The 18265-nt window shown below is 66.9% G+C and carries 12 protein-coding genes and 2 tRNA genes; 7 read left to right on the top strand and 7 right to left on the bottom strand.

Annotated elements, in window-relative coordinates:
* Positions 1 to 82 precede the first annotated feature (82 nt).
* The gene (locus tag ACQHGV_RS06325) at positions 83 to 3229 is read right to left on the bottom strand and encodes an autotransporter outer membrane beta-barrel domain-containing protein (protein WP_440979840.1); all 3147 of its coding nucleotides are present in this window, start codon (positions 3227 to 3229) and stop codon (positions 83 to 85) included.
* Positions 3230 to 3516: 287 nt separating this feature from the next.
* On the opposite strand from ACQHGV_RS06325, the gene mgtE reads away from it, so the two are divergent.
* Positions 3517 to 4875 (top strand): magnesium transporter, encoded by a 1359-nt coding sequence (mgtE, locus tag ACQHGV_RS06320; RefSeq protein ID WP_440979839.1) that lies wholly within the window; start codon positions 3517 to 3519, stop codon positions 4873 to 4875.
* A gap of 182 nt (positions 4876 to 5057) precedes the next feature.
* On the opposite strand, the gene ACQHGV_RS06315 is transcribed toward mgtE, so the two are convergent.
* On the bottom strand, positions 5058 to 5915 hold the full coding sequence (locus tag ACQHGV_RS06315) for a glycoside hydrolase family 16 protein (protein ID WP_440979838.1): 858 nt from the start codon (positions 5913 to 5915) through the stop codon (positions 5058 to 5060).
* Positions 5916 to 5983: 68 nt separating this feature from the next.
* The gene (locus tag ACQHGV_RS06310; protein ID WP_440979837.1) at positions 5984 to 6787 is read right to left on the bottom strand and encodes an SDR family NAD(P)-dependent oxidoreductase; all 804 of its coding nucleotides are present in this window, start codon (positions 6785 to 6787) and stop codon (positions 5984 to 5986) included.
* Positions 6788 to 7028: 241 nt separating this feature from the next.
* Between ACQHGV_RS06310 and mgrA the strand changes: the two genes are divergently transcribed.
* The 4 genes from mgrA (at position 7029) to ACQHGV_RS06290 (ending at position 13136) form a co-directional block, all read left to right on the top strand.
* Entirely contained in the window at positions 7029 to 8111 is a 1083-nt protein-coding gene (gene mgrA, locus ACQHGV_RS06305; RefSeq protein WP_440979836.1) for an L-glyceraldehyde 3-phosphate reductase, read from the top strand.
* Positions 8112 to 8625: 514 nt separating this feature from the next.
* Positions 8626 to 10659, top strand: a complete 2034-nt coding sequence (locus ACQHGV_RS06300; RefSeq protein WP_440979835.1) for an acyltransferase family protein — start codon at positions 8626 to 8628, stop codon at positions 10657 to 10659.
* Entirely contained in the window at positions 10656 to 12035 is a 1380-nt protein-coding gene (locus ACQHGV_RS06295; protein ID WP_440979834.1) for an O-antigen ligase family protein, read from the top strand. The genes ACQHGV_RS06300 and ACQHGV_RS06295 overlap by 4 nt, the downstream gene beginning before the upstream one ends.
* An 84-nt stretch (positions 12036 to 12119) precedes the next feature.
* Positions 12120 to 13136, top strand: a complete 1017-nt coding sequence (locus ACQHGV_RS06290; protein ID WP_440979833.1) for an LLM class flavin-dependent oxidoreductase — start codon at positions 12120 to 12122, stop codon at positions 13134 to 13136.
* Positions 13137 to 13226: 90 nt separating this feature from the next.
* Here the strand turns inward: ACQHGV_RS06290 and ACQHGV_RS06285 are convergent.
* Positions 13227 to 13303 (bottom strand) — tRNA-Arg (locus ACQHGV_RS06285).
* 37 nt (positions 13304 to 13340) lie between these two features.
* A tRNA-Arg gene (locus ACQHGV_RS06280) sits at positions 13341 to 13417 on the bottom strand.
* Between the two features lie 141 nt (positions 13418 to 13558).
* Here ACQHGV_RS06280 and ACQHGV_RS06275 point away from each other — a divergent pair.
* On the top strand, positions 13559 to 14089 hold the full coding sequence (locus tag ACQHGV_RS06275; protein WP_440979832.1) for a hypothetical protein: 531 nt from the start codon (positions 13559 to 13561) through the stop codon (positions 14087 to 14089).
* A 5-nt stretch (positions 14090 to 14094) separates the two neighbouring features.
* On the opposite strand, the gene ACQHGV_RS06270 is transcribed toward ACQHGV_RS06275, so the two are convergent.
* Together ACQHGV_RS06270 and hemB are read right to left on the bottom strand one after the other, a co-directional pair.
* Positions 14095 to 16290 carry a spermidine synthase gene (locus ACQHGV_RS06270; protein ID WP_440979831.1) on the bottom strand — a complete coding sequence of 732 codons (2196 nt, stop codon included), beginning with the start codon at positions 16288 to 16290 and terminating at the stop codon, positions 14095 to 14097.
* Positions 16291 to 16319: 29 nt separating this feature from the next.
* Positions 16320 to 17312, bottom strand: a complete 993-nt coding sequence (gene hemB, locus ACQHGV_RS06265; RefSeq protein ID WP_440980153.1) for a porphobilinogen synthase — start codon at positions 17310 to 17312, stop codon at positions 16320 to 16322.
* An 88-nt stretch (positions 17313 to 17400) separates the two neighbouring features.
* Here hemB and ACQHGV_RS06260 point away from each other — a divergent pair, with 88 nt between their 5' ends.
* Positions 17401 to 18255: a diacylglycerol/lipid kinase family protein gene (locus ACQHGV_RS06260; protein WP_440980152.1), complete on the top strand. Its 855-nt coding sequence runs from the start codon at positions 17401 to 17403 to the stop codon at positions 18253 to 18255.
* Positions 18256 to 18265 lie beyond the last annotated feature (10 nt).

Below are 18265 nucleotides of genomic sequence, written 5' to 3'. Positions count from 1 at the left end.
GAAAGGAGCCCCACCCGAGGACGGGGTGGGGCTCCGGACGCCCGCGCGCGTTACAGGGGGGGTGCACGCGGACGAACTCGCCTCAAAAGGCGAACTGAAGGGCCGCGCGCGCCGACAGCGCCACGTTACCAAGCCTTTGTTCGGCGTTCACCTCGCCGCTCAACCGGATCTCGCTGGTGCCGGTGATCGCGCGCACCCGCCCGATCCAGCCGCCGCCCCGCGCCTCGGGATCGAGGATGAAGGGCGTACCGTCGCCGAAGCTGGCCACTGTACGGCCCAGCGCGCCGGCGACGCGCTCGCGCCGGCCGGCCTCGACCTCCAGGCGACTCCACTGCGCATAGCGATTGTCGCCACCGAAATTGATGCCCGCCGCGACGCTGGCGGTCAGCGCGAGTTCGTCGCTGTTGCGCTTGCGAACGGTCAGGTCATAGCCGGTGCCGCCGCCAACCTCGCGATAGCCATCCTCGTTCAACCGGTAATAGTCGAGCGCCAGGATCGGGCGTACGTTGAACTGGCCGACCCAATGTTCGTAGGAGACCGAGCCCGAGCCGGAATAGAGCATGCCCTTCCAGTCGGCGGTGGCGCGGCGCTGCACCGCTTCCGAGCCGATCACGCCGTCGAACTGGCGTTGCGAGTCGAAGTTGATGAACGCCGCCGAGGCGCGGGCCTGCGCCGCCCATGCGCCCCAGCGCGCGCGCCAGAAGCCGGCCAGCTCATATTGGCTGTGGTCGACCCGGTTGACCGCCGAGCCTTCATTGTCGCGACCCTTCAGATAGGCGAGCGACGCGCCGAAATTGCCGGCATCGGTCTTGTGCTCGATGCCGCCGCTGACGCCCCAGCCGCGCACGTCATAGCTGCGCGTCGAGCGGGTGCCCTTGGACGAGTCCCAGCCCAGCGGCGACAGCCAATAGCCCCATTTGCCTTCCTCGCTGAACTCGCCCGCCGGTTCGCGCAGCTGTGCCGCCGCCGTGCGCGAGGCTAGCGTCACGCCCTCGAACACGCCGCCGGCATAGTTGGGCAGCATCTGCTCGATCGCGCCCCGGAAGGCCGCGCCGTCGTAAATGCCCCGGATCGAGTCGGCGAGCTTGGCATCGCTGCCGATCGCGGCGTCGATCGCATCGAAGGCGCTGACGCCGGCACCATTCAGCCCGAGTTCGGTTTTCGCCTTACGGCTGACCTCGACCGCGATCTCGTTGGGCTGGGTCGCGACGATCGCGCCCTTGTAGAGGAAGGGCATGGCCGAGGGCGCGAGCGACAGATTGTTCGCCCCCGTCAGCGTGCCCGAACGCAGGACGATATAGCGTCCGGTCACGTCCGCCCCGCCCGAGACGCGCAGCGCCAACTGGCTGTTCGCGCCGATGGTGGTCGCCCCGCCGACCTGGATCAGGTTGGCGGTGGGGTTGGTCTTGTCGAGCGCAACGCTCAGGATCGACTGGTCACCCATGCTCAAGGAGGCGATGTTGGTCACGCCATTGGTGGCGAAGGTGCCGCCGCCGCTGGCGACGCTGACCGCGACATGGCCGCTATTCGCCAGCCGTCCGGCGAAGACGCCCTTGCCGGTGATCGACAGCGTATCCTGTCCCAGCCCGGCGAAGTCAGCGACCCCATCGAACCGCGCCGTGCCGCCGATGACCAAGCTGTCAGCACCGCTGCCGAAGGTCGCGGTGCCGGCATAAACACCGGTGCCGCTCATCTCCAACCGGTTGTTGCCGGCCCCGAACCCGACATCACCCGAGACGGTGCCGGCCGCGATCTCCAGCCGGTCGTTGCCGCTGCCGAAGCGGATCGCCCCGGTGATGGTCGGGGCGGCCGCACCCGTCGCCGGGGCGATCTGGCGCACCACCGCGCCGCTGCTGTTCGCCGACAGGTCGATCGCGACGCTGCGCGACGAATCCGCGCCGGCGCCCGCGATCGCGCCACTATTCTCGACCAGGGTCAGACCGCCGGTGCGGTCGAGGATCGCGGTGGCCGAGGCGGTGGCGGCGTTCGCCTTGATGCTGCCGCTGTTGCGGATCGTCGGCAGGCTGGCCCCGCTGTCGATCAGCACCGCCGTGGTGACGGTCGCGGGCGCTCCCCCGCCGGTCGCGGTGATCGTGCCGCCATTGCGGAGTTCCGGGGTAGAGGCCCCTGCGCCGAAGCGGATCGCGGTCGCCTCCGCGCCATTGGCGCTGGCCTGTATCGTTCCGCCGACCGCGACGCCTTGCGCGATCTGGACATTGCCGCCGAGGCCACCGATCGCCAGCGCGGTAGCCTTCACCCCGCTATAGACGCCGACGCCCGAGATGCGGCCATTGACCACCAGCCCCGCCGCCGGGGTCGCGCCACCGGTCGCGCCGATCACGATCGCCCGGTCGGTCGCGCCGATCTGCATCGCGGGGGCGGCGCCGTTGGAGATGATGTCCGCCACCTTGCCCGTGGCGTTGCCCAGCGTGATCCCGCCCGCCACATTGCCACCCACGATCAGGGCCGATCCACCCTGCAGCAGATCGTCGGGATCGAGCTTCGACACATCGGTCGGCAGCGTGGTATAGCGATAGCCGGTCGAGCCGATACCGCCCTCGATCGTGAGCGCGCCGCCGACATCGCCGTCGATCCGCGCGCCCACCGCGCCCTGACCGACCGCCGTGGTGGTGCCGCCCAGCGTCACGTTGCCCGACACCGCACCGGTGCGGACACCGACCGACCGGTCGCCCAGCACGTTGACCTTGCCCGACTGCGCTAGATTGCCGGTCAGCGGCCCGTTCAGATGGATGCCGGCCGAGTCGTTGCCCTCGATCGTGATCTCGCCGCTATTGGTGACATTGCCGGCAAAGGCTCCCGCCGTGCGGATGCCGGTGCGACGCGATCCTTGCGCGAACGGGCCGTCCAGATCGCCGTCCTTGTCGAGGTCGGTCGGCGTATAGCTCTCATCCAGAATGATCTTGCCGCTATTGGTGATCTCGCCCCTCACCCCGGCGGCCGCGCCGATGCCGATCGCGTCATTGGCGTCGGTGATCTGGATGGTGCCGGCATTGGCGACCTTGTTGTTGCTGTCGAGGCTGACCGCCGTCCCGCCGCTGGTGACGACGCTGCCCGCCGCCACGATATTGATGTCGTCGGCCGCGCCGTTCTTGATGGTCGCGGTGCGGACAGGCGTGGTCCGCTTGGTGTCGATCACGGTCTGGGCCGACGCCGCCGAGCCGGCCACCAGGGCAAGCGTCGCGGTCGAGGCGAAAAGCAGGCGATGCACGGATAAGGTCCCCTTTGGATGCTTTTGCCCTTCCAGACGGAGCCGGCGCCGGGGTCCCTTGGTCGCTTCGTGAAAAAAGTGTCAGGGGGCCGGAACTTTCCCGCGCGGGTGTTGACGACCGTCCGCCCCGAGCGCAGAGGGCGGCGCAGGCGTGGGAGCCCCCGCGTCGTTCCAGAAAGCGAGAACATGTCCAGCGACAGTTCCAGTAGCGCCGCACGCCTCGGGCTCGACCGCTAGTTTCGCGACTGGCTTTCGTCCGCCCGGGTCGTGCGGTCGAAAGGTTTACCATGGTCAACGATCTGATTGCCGGCGTCGCCGCCGGTTTCCGTTCATCCCGTCGCGGCGTGTCCATCGCCGACCTCGTCGACATGCTCCAGTCGCTTCCCCTCGAGGATGCGGCCGATGCCCTCACGCAGATGCCCGACGCCCGCGCCGTCGCCGTGCTGGACAGCCCGGAACTGCGCTGCGCCGCCGACCTGCTGACGCGCCTGGCGCCCACTCGCGCCGTCGCGCTGATCTCGCAAATGGCGGAGGACCGCGCCGCCGACGTGCTGGCCGAGATGGACGAGGAGGATGCCGCCGCGCTGCGCGCCGGCCTGCCCGCCACCGTCCGCGCCTCGATCGACACGCTGCTGCGCTGGCCGCCCGACAGTGCCGGCGGCATGATGACCACCGAATATGTGGCCAGCCCCGCCGACGCGACCGTCGCGGACGTGCTGGCGCATATCCGCACCGTCGAGCGCAGCCGCGAGACCGTCTATTCGGTCTTCCTGCTGGAGCCGCAGGGCCGGCTGGTCGCGACCGTCTCGCTGCGCCAGTTGATCGCCGCCGAGCCGGCGTCGCTGGCGATCGATCTGGCGCGCGGCCATGACCCGATCACCGTCGCGCCGACCACCGACCGCGAAGAGGTGGCGCATCTGATCCGCCGCCACGATCTGCTCGCACTGCCGGTCATCGACGAACAGGGCCGCCCGATCGGCATCGTCACCGTCGACGACGTGCTCGACGCGCTGGTCGAGGCGCATACCGAGGATACGCAGCGCTTCGGCGGCGTCGAGGCGCTCGACAATCCTTATCTGGAAACCGGCTTTCTCGCGATGATCCGCAAGCGTGCGGGCTGGCTGAGCATCCTGTTCTTCTCCGAGATGCTGACCGCCAGCGCGATGCAGCATTTCGAGTCCGAGCTGGAGCGCGCCGTCGTCCTGACGCTGTTCATTCCGCTGATCATGAGCTCGGGCGGCAATAGCGGCAGCCAGGCGACCTCGCTGATCATCCGTGCGCTGGCGCTGGGCCAGGTGCGGGTGCGCGACTGGTGGCGGGTTGCTTTGCGTGAATTGCCGGCGGGGCTGACGCTGGGTGCGATCCTGGGGCTGCTCGGCATGGCGCGGATCGCGCTATGGCAGACTTTGGGCTTTTACGATTACGGCCCGCATTGGGGGCTGGTCGCCATGACGGTCGGCACCGGGCTGGTCGGGATCGTGACCTTCGGATCGCTGGCAGGATCGATGCTGCCCTTCGTCCTGCAAAAGCTGGGCTTCGACCCGGCCAGCGCCTCGGCGCCGTTCGTGGCGACGCTGGTCGATGTTACCGGCCTCGTCATCTATTTCACGATCGCGCTGGCGATCCTGTCGGGGACGCTGCTCTAGAGCGTGATGACGTCGTACTCCATCAACACGAGCCCCTCCCCTTCAGGGGAGGGGTTGGGGTGGGGCGTCACCGCAAACTGCCGGCCTATGGAGGCGCCCCACCCCCGGCCCCTCCCCTGAAGGGGAGGGGTGAGTTCATCTCATGTCGTCCCGCTATAAGGCTCCTTCCCATATCGGGGAGGTCATTTTGCCTGCCAATAGCGCACGTAATCGACCGACATGCGCTGGGGCAGCGCGGCATCGTCAACGCCTTTCTTGCCGCCCCAGTCGCCGCCGACCGCCAGATTGAGGATCAGCGCATAAGGTCGGGTGAAGGGCCAGGCCGCCGCCCCGCCCGGCCGATCGTTGCGCACCTTCATATAGGCGCGACCATCGACGCCGATCGTGATCGCCTGCGGCGTCCAGTCGAGTTGATAGCGGTGATAGGCGGTACAGGCATCGGCGACGCGGGTCTCCGCTCCGCGCTGCGTCCCCTTGGCATGATTATAGGCGGCGGAATGGATGGTCGCATGGACGACGTCGGGGTTCCAGCCGACCATCTCCATGATGTCGATCTCGCCCGCCGCCGGCCAGGGACCGCCACTCGTCGGCAGCAACCAGATCGCCGGCCACATGCCCCGCCCGCATGGCAGCCTGGCGCGGACCTCGTAAAAGCCATAGCCAAGCGACTGGCGCGTCACCAGCTTGGCGGAGGTATAGGCCTGCCCACCCCAGTCGGGCGCATCCTTCGCCGCTTCGCGCCGCGCCTCCAGCACCAATGCGCCGTTTTCGACCCGTGCGTTGGAGCGGTCGGGACCGGCATAATATTGCAGCTCGTTATTATACCAGCCGGCCTTGTTGCGCTCGGTATCCCAGCGCCACCGGCCCGGGCCGATGCGCGTGGCGAACTCGTCGCGGAAACTGGGCGCGCCGCCGGGCGTCGGCATAGGCTCATCGGCGGCATAGTTGGTCGCGCCCAGCGAGCCTGTCGGCGTCTCCTGCGCCGCCGCCCCAGTCGCCAGCAACGCCACCGATGCCAGCAAGACCCAATGCCTATCCATGATCCCCTCCGCTTTTGCGCGACTTGTCCCTTCAGCGGACCCGTCGCGCAAGCGGAAAGGTGGATGCCTTACCCGGCGATGGTGAACACCGACCCGGAGTCGACGCGGATACCGGCACCGTTGATGAAGCTCGCCCGCTCCGAACAGAGAAAAGCGACCGCCGCGGCCACTTCTTCGGGCCTGCCGCGCCGCTTCAGCACCATGCCGGGGCGCTCCTCCTCCAGGAAGCTGTCGATCGCCTCGTCGAAGCTGGTGCCCTTCTCCTTGGCCCGCTTCTCCATCATCTTGTCGGTCATCGGCGTGGCGATGAAGGCCGGCGATACCGTGTTCACCAGCACATTGTCGCAACCATAGGCCTTGGACAGCCCCTTGGCCAAGCTGAGGATGCCGGCCTTGGCGGCGCAATAGGGAAGCTCGTCGATATAGGGCTGCACCGCATCCTCCGAAGCGAACAGCACGATCCGGCCCCAGCCCTTGGCGCGCATCGCCGGGATCGCTTCGCGGCACATGCGCACCGCGCCCATCAGGTCGATGTCGAGCGTCTGCTGCCAGCCGGCATCGTCGATCTCTAGGAAGTCGCCGGTGGCCCCGGTCACGCCGGCGGCGTTGACATAGATGTCCGGTTTGCCCAGCCGCTCGCGTACCTCACGCCACAGCGCGGCGACATCGTCGGGCTTGGTCACATCGCCGGTGACCGCGATCACCTCGCCCAGCGGCGCCAGCTCGGCGACCGCCTCGTCGATCGTGCCGCCCGGCTTGTCGGTCAGCGCGACGCGAACGCCGGCCTCCAGGAGCAGGCGTGCGGTTTCCTTGCCCATGCCCGAATCCGATCCGCTTATGAGCGCGATGCGCCCCTTGATACCCAGGTCCATCGTCTCTCTCCTCACTCGACAGGGGCGACCAGACGATGGGCGGACCATCATCTGGATCAACAACCTGGCCTTGAAGAGCCGAAGGCCGATAGGGTTCCTCCGCTAGGAGGCGTGCAAGTCCTTGAACACACGCGGAACAGCGGATGTCCCGATCCGTTCGAACCTCGCCGTCATCTTGACCCAGGCCATTGGCACCGCTGCGCCACCCGGATTAGATGGTCGTGATATTCGAGGACCTCCCATGCCCTTTTCCACGCCCTACACCGCCGATGCCCACCGTTATGACGCCGGCATGCCCTATCGCCGCGTCGGGCGCAGCGGCCTTCGCCTGCCGGCGATCAGCCTGGGGCTGTGGCAGAATTTCGGCGGTACGGACGTCTTCGAGACGGGCCGCGCGATCCTGCGCCGCGCCTTCGATCGCGGGGTCACCCATTTCGACCTCGCGAACAATTACGGCCCGCCCTATGGTTCGGCGGAGGAGAATTTCGGCCGCGTGCTCGCCAGCGACTTCGCGCGGCACCGCGACGAACTGATCATCTCGACCAAGGCGGGATGGGACATGTGGCCGGGGCCTTATGGGGACATCGGCTCGTCCAAAAAATATCTGATCGCCAGCTGCGACCAAAGCCTGAAGCGGATGGGCGTGGACTATGTCGACATTTTCTACTCGCACCGCGTCGACCCGACCACGCCGCTGGAAGAGACGATGGGCGCGCTCGTCCAGCTCCACCGGCAGGGCAAGGCGCTTTATATCGGTCTGTCCTCCTATGAGCCGGGCCTGACCCGCCGCGCCGCCGCGATCCTGGCGGAGGAAAAGGTGCCGCTCTTCATCCACCAGCCCAGCTATTCCATCCTGAACCGGTGGATCGAGCGCGAGCTGCTGGCGACGCTGGAGGATCTCGGCACCGGCTGCATCGCCTTCTCGCCGCTGGCACAGGGCATGCTGACCGACAAATATCTGAACGGCGTTCCCCAGGATGCGCGCGCCAGTCGCGGCGGGTCGCTGTCGCAATCGCTGCTGACCGACGCCAATCTCGCGGCGATCCGCCGGCTGCACGAGATCGCGGCGGCGCGTGGACAGACGCTGGCGCAGATGGCCATCGCCTGGACCCTGCGCGATCCCCGCGTGACCTCCGCCTTGATCGGCGCACGCACCGTCGAGCAGCTGGACGACTCGCTCGACGCGGTACGGCGATTGGACTTCTCGACCGAAGAACTGGCCGCCATCGACCGGGCGGCCGAGGATGGCGGAATCAACCTGTGGGCGGAGTCCTCGGACATCGTCGACATGCCGGCGGCGCAGGGGGTTCCGGTCAACTCGTAACCGCCGCCCATCCTCATATGCGACGGTCGGGTGTCCGACCTGAAAGCCCTTTGCGGACGGTGCGGATTTGCCCGCGTCCGTCCCAAAGGCGAACACATCTCGAAACGCGGCTCCGTCTTCAACGGGCATGTCCGGGCGCATGGCTCGAATGGCTGACGGCCGGCCGCACTAAGGATATGCGACAGGAGTCCGTGCCAAGATTCTGTTTTAAGGTTCTTTTCTGATCTTATCGGCCAACTTCCAAGCCTTGGCGAAGCGGATGCATCACCGGCGCGTCACACGCCGAATGATGCGATTTAACGGGGGCCAATCTCCATACAGCCCGCACGCCATCCGCGTTGCGTCGCACAAATCGCCTATCTAAGCCCGACCCATCGAAGGGGTTGAGATGATCATGGGCTTTGACACCGTGCGATCGGGGATTGGGCATGTCGCGACGGGATCGCTCACGGCGTTCGTTCGGCCGCGCCGGACCGTCGACCTGTATCACGCATAAGCCGGACGGCCCGTCACCATGTCCTCGACCACCCATAACGGCAGCATCGTCGATCCGTTCATCCGTCCAACAGCCATGAATGACCACGACCATCGGCCGGCCGCCGTCGATGACACGCCCGCCGCGCCGCTTCAGCCCAGCAAGATCGCCTACCGCGCCGATATCGATGGCCTGCGCGCGCTGGCGATCGTGCCGGTCGTGCTCTTTCACGCCGGAGTGGAGCTGTTTCGCGGCGGCTTCGTCGGCGTCGACGTCTTCTTCGTCATCTCCGGCTTTCTTATCACGACGGGCCTGCTCCAGGACTCGTCGATCACCCGCTTCTACGAACGCCGCCTGCGCCGCATCCTGCCGGCACTGACCGCGATGATGACGATTTCGACGGTCGCGGCCCTCGCCCTCCTGCTGCCCGGTGACCTGCTGGCGTTCGGCAAGAGCATGGGGTCGGCGCTGCTCTTCGGCTCGAACGTCTATTTCTGGCGGCAGTCGGGCTATTTCGCCACGATCACCGAGACATGGCCGTTGCTCCACACCTGGTCGCTGGGTGTCGAGGAGCAGTTCTACATCTTCTTCCCGCTCTGCATCCTGGTGCTGGGGCGGTGGCACCGGCGGGTCCTGCCGATCGCGATCGTCGCGATGATGATCGCGTCCTTCTGGGCCGCGCAATTCCTCGTCGGGAATATGAAGGGCGTGATGGCCTTCTATCTCATGCCGTCGCGCGCATGGGAATTGCTGGCGGGATCGCTGCTGGCGACGGGGATCATACCGGGGGTGCGCAACCGCGTGATCGGCGCCATGGCGGCCCTCGCCGGCGTGGCGATGATCGTCTATTCAGTCCTGGCCTATAGCGCGACCACTCCGTTTCCGGGCCTCAGCGCCATTCCCCCCGTGCTGGGATCGGCACTGATCATCTGGGCGGGGCAAAAGGGCGAGCATGGCCTGTCGCCCGTCCTGGGGGCGGCACCGCTGCGGTTCATCGGCCTGATCTCCTATTCGCTCTATCTCTGGCATTGGCCGATCTTCGCCTTCGTCCGCTACGCCTATATCGACCCCATCACGCCGGTGATCGCGACGGTGGCGGTCGCGGCGTCGGTCGGCGCGGCCTATCTGTCCTGGCGCTATGTCGAGCGTCCGTTCCGGCATCTGAATTCGTGTGCGAAGATCTGGGGCTGGTCCGCCGCCGCCGGTGCCGTCATGGCGCTGGCCAGCCTGGCGCTCATCGTTGGCAACGGCTTTCCGCAGCGTTTTTCGCCCGCGATCGTCGCCCTGAACGCCGATCAGGACGATAGCTGGCGGTGTGGCCCTTCGTCCTTCGTGCGGCTGGGCGCCTATTATGCCTGCGCGATCGACCTTCCCTCACGCGATCCGCGCAAGGCCGACGTCATCCTGTGGGGCGACAGCCATGCCCAGATGTATGTCCCGGCCTTGCGCGCCGCCTTGCATGGCCGCTCGGCGGTGCTGGTCAACGCCTATGGCTGCGCGCCGACGGTGAACGGCGGACAGGACGCCAATTGCGCGCAAATCCAGAACCGCAATTTCCGCGAGATCGTGGCGCTCCCCGCCAAGACCGTGATTCTGGCGCAGAACTGGCCGCAATATCGCAAGGAGGTCGGCAAGCGGCTGGGCCGCGCCACGCCGCCCGATCAGCGCTTCCTGCCCGCCGCTCGCCGCTTCGCCGAAACCGTCGATGCACTCAACGCGGCGGGGAAGACGGTGTACGCGGTCGCCGCCATCCCCAATCCGGAATATGAATTGCCCAGCGTCGTGTCGCGCGATCTGGCCTTTCATGGCCGACCGCGTCATCGCACCGGCGTGACGAACGCCGCCTTCCGTCAGGACTTCGCCAATGTCCTCGACACGGAAAAGCGACTGGTGTCGGATGGAAAATTGTCGCTGATCGACGTGCGCAAATTCGTCTGTCGGCGTGACGTGTGCAACTTCATCCAGAGCGGCCATAGCGTGTTCGCCGATCACGGCCATGTGACCAATGCCTTTGCGCGCGCCATGGGCCCGACCTTCGACGCGACGCTTCGCCTGGGACCGGCGAAGCCGTGACGGTTCGTGCCCCGACCTTCCCCGGCTTTCGCCATCCCGCCGCCGGTCGGGACATGCGCCCGCGTCCCGCCGCCCCGCCCCGCCATGGCAAGGGGTGGATGGCCGCCCCCTTTTCGGGTCTGGTCTTCCTGTTGCTGACGCTCCGCTTCGGGATGGACCGCGTGCTGATGGGCACCTCCATCTCGCTGGGCTCCACGAACGTCACGCTCGGTATCCTGTTCAACTTCGCCTTCGTGTTCATCGCGTTCAGCCTGCTGGGCTTCACGCTGTTCTCGAACCGGGCGATGCAATCGGACGCCGTCGTTCCGCTTGCCCTGTGGCTTCCCTTCCTGATCTCGCTGTTCGGATCGCTGGCCTATACCGCCTATCCGGTGGACGGGATCAAGTTCGTCTGGAACGTCCTGACCTTCTTCTGCCTGTTCGCGATCGGCTATCATTACAGCCGGTATTTCTCGATAAGCCGGGTCGCCGACGTCATCATCGTGACCGGCATATTTCCGATCCTGATCTCGATCGTCTTCTATGCCATGGACGGGTTCGGACAGCGCCTGCAAGGTGCGGCGGGCCATCCCAACATGCTGGCCTTCTTCCTCTTCTTCTATGTCAGCTTCTGCTATCACGGGCTGATCTGGGGCTGGATAAAGAGCCGCGCGATCCGCAACGTCGCGATCCTCTTCTGTGCGGTGGCGACCCTCGAACTGCTGCTCACGGGCACCCGGTCCGCCTTCGTCGCCCTGTTCGCGTTCATCCTGGTATCGACGCTGCGCCGCCCCCTGTGGCTGTTGATGGTCCTGCCGGCGCCGTTGCTCGCACTGGCCATACCCAGCGTCAACGAGCGCATCACCGAGGTCTTCCATTCCAAGCCGACCGTCAGCTACGAATATTTCGTCGCAACGGCACGCGGCGACACCGAAACCGAAGGCGGGGTGGAAGCCGATTCGGGGACGTGGCGCATGTTCCTGTGGAAGGCGGCGTGGCCGGTCATCCTGGAGGCACCGCTGCTGGGCCACGGCGCCTATTCCTTCCTGCCTAGTTCACCCGACTTCTTCCCGTTGAAGGCGGCCGGCGGATCGGGGGCGCACAACATCTTCGTGCAGATCACGTTCGAACAGGGCTTTGTCGGGCTTGCAACCTATCTCTGGCTGATCTTCGGGATATGCGCGCTGGCGATCACCCGGTTCCGGCGTGACCCCGGGCTGGCGATCTTCATCATCATGCTGACCCTGTGCTTCAACGTCGCCGGGCTGAGCGACAATATGCTCTATTATCTGATCGACCAGATTTATATTTGTTTCGCGTCGGGCATCACGCTGGGCCTGTTGATGCGCGCACCGCCGCCCAAGCCAGCGGCATTCAGGCGGTTCCGCGCGGCGTAGCAAGTCCCGCCGGAAAGGCTCCGTTTCGCGAAACGACGCATCCGCCCTGATGCGTCGGACACGCATTGTGCCTATCTTACCCCCATGAAAAAGATCGGCTTCCTCTCCTTCGGCCATTGGTCCGCCTCGCCCCAGTCCGCCACGCGTTCGGCGCAGGACGTGCTGCTCCAGTCGATCGACCTCGCGGTCGCAGCGGAGGAACTGGGGGCGGATGGGGCCTATTTCCGGGTCCATCATTTCGCGCAGCAGCTTGCCTCGCCATTTCCGCTGCTCGCCGCCGTCGGCGCGCGGACGTCGCGGATCGAGATCGGCACGGGCGTCATTGACATGCGCTATGAGAACCCGCTCTACATGGTCGAGGATGCCGGGTCGGCCGATCTGATCAGCGGCGGCCGCTTGCAGCTGGGCATCAGCCGGGGTTCGCCCGAGCAAGTGATCGATGGCTGGCGGCATTTCGGCTATGGCCCGGCGCAAGGTGAGACCGACGCCGATATGGGCCGTCGCCATGCCGAGGTCTTCCTGCACCTGCTGAACGGTCAGGGCTTCGCCAAGCCCAATCCGCGGCCCATGTTCCCCAACCCGCCCGGCCTGTTGCGGTTGGAGCCGCATTCGGCCGGTTTGCGCGATCGCATCTGGTGGGGGTCCGCGTCCAATGCGACGGCGGTCTGGGCGGCGCAACAGGGCATGAACCTGCAGAGCTCGACCCTGAAGGCCGATGAGAGCGGCGAGCCGTTCCATGTCCAGCAGGCCAAGCAGATCCGCGCCTATCGCGAGGCATGGGCGGCGGCGGGCCATCAGCGAGAGCCGCGCGTGTCCGTCTCCCGCTCGATCTTCGCGCTGACCAATGATCAGGACCGCGCCTATTTCGGGCGCGACGACAGCAGCGATCAGGTCGGCGTCATCGACAATATGCGCGCCGTCTTCGGCCGTTCCTATGCCGCCGAGCCGGAAAAGCTGATCGAGCAGCTCCGTGTCGACGAGGCCATCGCGGAGGCGGATACGCTGCTACTCACCGTGCCCAATCAACTGGGCGTGGCGTATAACGCGCATGTGATCGACAACATCCTGCGCCACATCGCCCCCGCCCTCGGCTGGCGCTGATCGCCTTGCTGCGTCCCGGCATCGGGCCGGGGCGCCGCATGCGGCGAGGCACGCTGGATGACGGTGCGTTGTTTTATCGATGATAGAAAATGGCGCGCCCGGAACGATTCGAACGTCCGACCCTCAGATTCGTAGTCTGATGCTCTATCCAGCTGAGCTACGGGCGCGCATGGGGCCTCTGTCGAGGCCTGATATGTGATCCACTGGCGCGCCCGGAACGATTCGAACGTCCGACCCTCAGATTCGTAGTCTGATGCTCTATCCAGCTGAGCTACGGGCGCGCTGTGGAGGTGGGCTGATAGAAGTCGTTTCGGATTGTGGCAATAGCCTTTCTGCGGTTATCCACAATTTCTTCGCGCACGGCACGCAAGCGCGTTTGCGGCATTTTCTCGGCGCGCCTTCCATGTCTAGGGTGATCCGCGATGATGCACGCTTCTCTCCGCCCCCGCCCGGCCCTGTCATGGCTGTTCCTCGGCGTCGCGCTGGCCGCGCCGCTCGCCGGATGCTCGCGCGATGCCACCCGCTATCCCTCGCTCGCGGTTCGCCCCGCCGAGAAGCAGGGTTTCGCCGAGCCAGAGGTGACGCCGGTTGTGCTCAAGCCCGACCCGGCGCTGGACAGCGCGATCGGCGACCTGAGCGGCCGGCTGGACGCCATCGAGGCCGAGTTCGCCAAGGCCCACGCACAAGCCCGCACCAGTGCGGGCAAAGCGCGCGGACAGGCGGTGGGCAGCGAGGCCTGGCTGACCGCGCAGACCGAATTGGCGACGCTGGACGAAATCCGGGCGCGCACCTCGGCCATTCTCGCCGAGATCGACGACCGCGCGATCGCCCGTGCGGCCGAACTGCTGCCCGACTATCCCGCGCTGGTCGCCCTGCGCGCCCGTACCACAGAGGTCATCGCGCGTCAGGGCAGCCAGATCGATACGCTGGCGGCCAGCCTGCCGACCGCCTGAGACGGTCAGAACCGGCGGATGAAGGGCAGGACCGTCGAGTAATCGTCGGTCCAGGCGCGCAGGCCTGGCGGTGCGGTGACGGTCGTCCAGTCGCCGCCCGTCGCTTCCAGCGCGGCGAGCATTCCGCGATCCCGCGACAGGGCCAGCCACACCGAGTTGGTCGCCTGCACCTCGCGGTCGAGATCGGTCGGGTTATAGGCCAGCTTGCGCACCACCCAGCCGCCTGCGCGCGCGGCGGCGGCCACCACCGGTTCCAGATCGACGAAGCGGTTGGAGATATGCACGAGCAGCAATCCTCGCGGCGCCAGGACCCGGCCATAGGTCGCAAATGCCTCCTGCGTCAGGAGATGGGCCGGGACTGCATCGGAGGAGAAGGCGTCGAGTGCCAGCAGGTCCAAACTCGCGCTGCGATCCTGGCTCAGACGGATACGCGCGTCGCCGATGCGAATGACCGGGTCTGGCCGGCAATGCCGCAGATAGGTGAACTGGCCGGTATCGCGCGCGATACGAACCATGACCGGATCGATCTCGTAGAAGCGCCAGTGCTGGCCGGGCCGGGCATAGCAGGCCAGCGTTCCGGTCCCCAGACCGACGACCCCGATCCGTGCGCCAGGGCCATATAGCGAGGGCGCGGCCCGCATGGCACGGCCCACCCCCGAAAAAGGCGCGTAATAGGTGGTGGGGGTCCGCTCACGCTCGACCGAGCCGCGCAACTGGATGCCATGGACGGTCGATCCGTGATCCAGCTCGCGATAGCCGGCGACGTCGCGCACCGTGTAGACGCCGAAATAGCTGCGCATCCGGGCGTCGTGCGCCATGGAGAGCGCCAGCGAGCGATAGCCGCCGAACATGACGAGCGTCACCGCCAATAGCAACGTGAAGCCCGCGCGTGCACCGATCGTCAGAAACCCGAACGTCGCGATGACGAGGAAGGCCGGCCCTTGCTGATCCTCGCCGAACCAGCGATCCGGCCCGACAAGTCGCAGGTCCAGGAACACGCCCAACATAACCGCCAGCGCGATCAGCATCGTCCGATGATGTCGCCGCCACAGCCGCCGCAATCCCTCGGTCAGGAACATCTGCGGGATCAGCGCGCCCGCCGCCAGGATCAGCAGCGGATATTCATAGGTCCAGTCGAAGACGACCGGCGCGACCATGCCGGCGAAAATGCCGCCCAGAACGCCGCCGACCGCCATCCAGAGATAGAAGCCCGTCAGCCGGTCCGCCGCCGGCCGCGCGCGATAAAGTGCGGTGTGCAACCCGACCGAGACCATGAAGAGCAGCGCCAGCGCGACGCCGGCGTTGAAATAGGGACGCTGCGGATGGCCATCCATGATGACCCCGCCGAACAGCAGCAGCGTCACCGGTGCGATCCGGGTCAGGATGTCGGCCACCCCGCGTCGGGTGGCGAAAGCGATGATGAAGCTGAGCAGATACAGCCCCAACGGCAGCACCCAGAGCAGCGGCATCGCGACGATGTCGGTGGTGATATAGGTCGAGGTCGCGAGCACCAGCCCCGAGGGCACCGCCGACAGCGCGACCCACAGGCCGATCCGCCGCCACCCGGGTGCCGGCGATGGTTCGGGCACCACCGCCGCGTCCCGACCGATCGCCGGCAACCGGGTCGCGCAAACCAGGACCAGCAGCCCGAGCAGCGCATAGCCCGCGCTCCACATCAGGCTTTGCGCATGCAGCGCCATGCTCGGCTCGACCAGAAGCGGATAGGCGACCAGCCCGGCAAAGCTGCCCAGGTTCGACGCGGCGTAAAGCGCATAAGGATTGCGCCCCGGCTCGGCGAGCGCGAACCAGCGCTGGATCAGTGGCGCCTGCGCGGACACGGCGAAGAAGAGCGGGCCGATCGACAAGCCCAGCAGCCAGGGCACCCATATGGCCGGTTCGGCATCGGCCGAGGGCTGCACCGCGATCAGCCCGATGGGCAGCCACAAGGCCGCGATCAGCAGCACACCGATATGGATCGCCGCCTGCACACGCGGCCGCCATCGCCCCAGGGCGTGCGCATAGGCATATCCGCCCAGCAGCAGCGCCTGATAGACCAGCATCGCCGAGTTCCACACCGCCGGCGCGCCCCCCAGCCGGGGCAGCGCCATGCGCGCCACCATCGGCTGGACCAGGAACAGCAGGAACGACCCGGTCAGGATCGTCGCGACGAACAGCGGGCGTACCAGACGCGTCAGGGGCATCACGGGCGGCGGAGCGGGCGCGGCGATGGTCAGGCGTTCAACAGGCGCGCGGCATGGGCGGCATGATAGGTCAGCATCCCCGAACAGCCGGCGCGCTTGAACGCCATCAGCGTCTCCAGCACCATCGCGTCACGGTCGGCGGCACCGGCGGCGACCGCCGTCTCGATCATCGCATACTCACCCGACACCTGATAGGCGAAGGTCGGCACGCGGAACTCCTCCTTCACCCGGCGGATGATGTCGAGATAGGGCAGGCCCGGCTTCACCATGACGCTGTCGGCGCCCTCGGCGAGGTCGAGCGCGACCTCGCGGAGGGCCTCCTCGGCATTGGCGTGATCCATCTGATAGGTCTTCTTGTCGCCCTTCAGCAGGCCGCGCGTGTTCACCGCGTCGCGAAACGGGCCGTAAAAGGCGCTCGCATATTTGGCGGCATAGGCCATGATCTGGACATTGGCGAAGCCCTCCGCCTCCAGCGCGCTCCGGATCATACCGATCCTACCGTCCATCATGTCCGACGGCGCGATCACGTCCGACCCCGCGCGCGCCTGGGTCAGCGCCTGCTGGACCAGCGCGTCCGCCGTGCTGTCATTGACGACATAGCCAGCCTCGTCGACCAGCCCGTCATGGCCGTGCGTGGTATAGGGATCGAGCGCGACATCGGTGAGTACGCCGATCTCCGGCACCGCATCCTTGATCGCGCGGATCGCGCGGCACATCAGATTGTCGGGGTTCAGCGCCTCGCGCCCGTCGTCGCTGCGCAGGTGCGACGGCGTATTGGGAAACAGCGCCAGGCAGGGGATACCCAGATCGGCCGCCTCGCGCGCGCGCGCCACGATTCCGTCGAGCGACCAGCGCGATACGCCGGGCAGGCTGGCGATCGGTTCCTCCACCCCCTGCCCCTCGGTCACGAACAGCGGCCAGATCAGATCGGCCGGGGTCAACACCGTTTCGGCATGAAGCCGCCGGCTCCAGGCGGAGGCGCGAGTACGGCGAAGGCGAAGCGCGGGATAGGAAGCGGTCATCATATTGGCATTTGGGGGATCATACCCGGCTTGCCAAGCGTTGCGCGAGCGAAAGGAACCCAGGTTGAGAGAGATACGATCGGCCGCCATGGTCGTGAACGCCAAATCCCGGCGCGGCCAGGCGCTGTTCCGCCGTGCCTGCGCGGCGCTGTCCGACCTGCCCTACAAGGTCGACGCGCGCGCCGTGGAGGACCCCGAGGAGCTGGAGCCGACGGTCCGCGAACTGCTGGCGGCCAAGCCCGACCTGCTGATCCTGGGCGGCGGCGACGGCACGATCAGCGGCCTTGTCGACCTGATGGTCGGGCATGACGTGATGCTGGGCGTGTTGCCGCTGGGCACGGCGAACAGCTTCGCGCGCTCGCTCGGCATCCCACTCGACATCGAGGGCGCGGTGGAGGTGATCCGCACCGGTCGCCCGCGCCGCATCGACCTGGGCATGATCGACAACGACTATTACGCCAACTGCGCCGCGATGGGGATCAGCCCCAAGATCGCCGAGACCGTGCCCCATGGCCTGAAGCGCGTGGCGGGGCGGCTCGGCTATCTCGGCTGGGCGGCCTATCAGTTCCTGCGCTTCCGCCCCTTTACGCTGATCGTCGAGCAGGACGGCCAGCGCGAGCGGCTGCGCGTCGTCGAGGTGCGGATTTCCAACGGCCCCTATCATGGCGGCACCGAGTTGGTGGAGTCCGCCGCCGTCGATTCGGGCGAGATCGTGGTGCAGGCGGTGTGCGGCCATGTGAAGCGCCGGCTGATCGTCAACTGGGGCGCCAGCATCCTGCGCAGCGACTATCGCAAGGAAAAGGTGCGCGAGTTCCGGGGGCGTGAGATCAAGCTCAACACCATCCCGCCGCTGCCCATCTCGATCGACGGCGAGGTCCTGGCGCGCACGCCGGTCACCGCCCGCATCGCGCCGGGGATCATCGAGGTGATCGCCCCGGCGTGACGCGCAGGCG

Source organism: Sphingomonas pseudosanguinis, assembly GCF_052056765.1.
Taxonomy (GTDB): Bacteria; Pseudomonadota; Alphaproteobacteria; order Sphingomonadales; family Sphingomonadaceae; genus Sphingomonas; species Sphingomonas pseudosanguinis.
This window is presented reverse-complemented; position numbering and strand designations above follow the sequence as displayed.

Coding starts and splice junctions, on each gene's coding strand:
- ACQHGV_RS06315 (WP_440979838.1), bottom strand. CDS start 5,915: ATGGATAGGCATTGGGTCTTGCTGGCATCGGTGGCGTTGCTGGCGACT.
- ACQHGV_RS06300 (WP_440979835.1), top strand. CDS start 8,626: ATGTCCTCGACCACCCATAACGGCAGCATCGTCGATCCGTTCATCCGT.
- mgtE (WP_440979839.1), top strand. CDS start 3,517: ATGGTCAACGATCTGATTGCCGGCGTCGCCGCCGGTTTCCGTTCATCC.
- hemB (WP_440980153.1), bottom strand. CDS start 17,312: ATGACCGCTTCCTATCCCGCGCTTCGCCTTCGCCGTACTCGCGCCTCC.
- ACQHGV_RS06275 (WP_440979832.1), top strand. CDS start 13,559: ATGATGCACGCTTCTCTCCGCCCCCGCCCGGCCCTGTCATGGCTGTTC.
- mgrA (WP_440979836.1), top strand. CDS start 7,029: ATGCCCTTTTCCACGCCCTACACCGCCGATGCCCACCGTTATGACGCC.
- ACQHGV_RS06260 (WP_440980152.1), top strand. CDS start 17,401: ATGGTCGTGAACGCCAAATCCCGGCGCGGCCAGGCGCTGTTCCGCCGT.
- ACQHGV_RS06270 (WP_440979831.1), bottom strand. CDS start 16,290: ATGCCCCTGACGCGTCTGGTACGCCCGCTGTTCGTCGCGACGATCCTG.
- ACQHGV_RS06310 (WP_440979837.1), bottom strand. CDS start 6,787: ATGGACCTGGGTATCAAGGGGCGCATCGCGCTCATAAGCGGATCGGAT.
- ACQHGV_RS06290 (WP_440979833.1), top strand. CDS start 12,120: ATGAAAAAGATCGGCTTCCTCTCCTTCGGCCATTGGTCCGCCTCGCCC.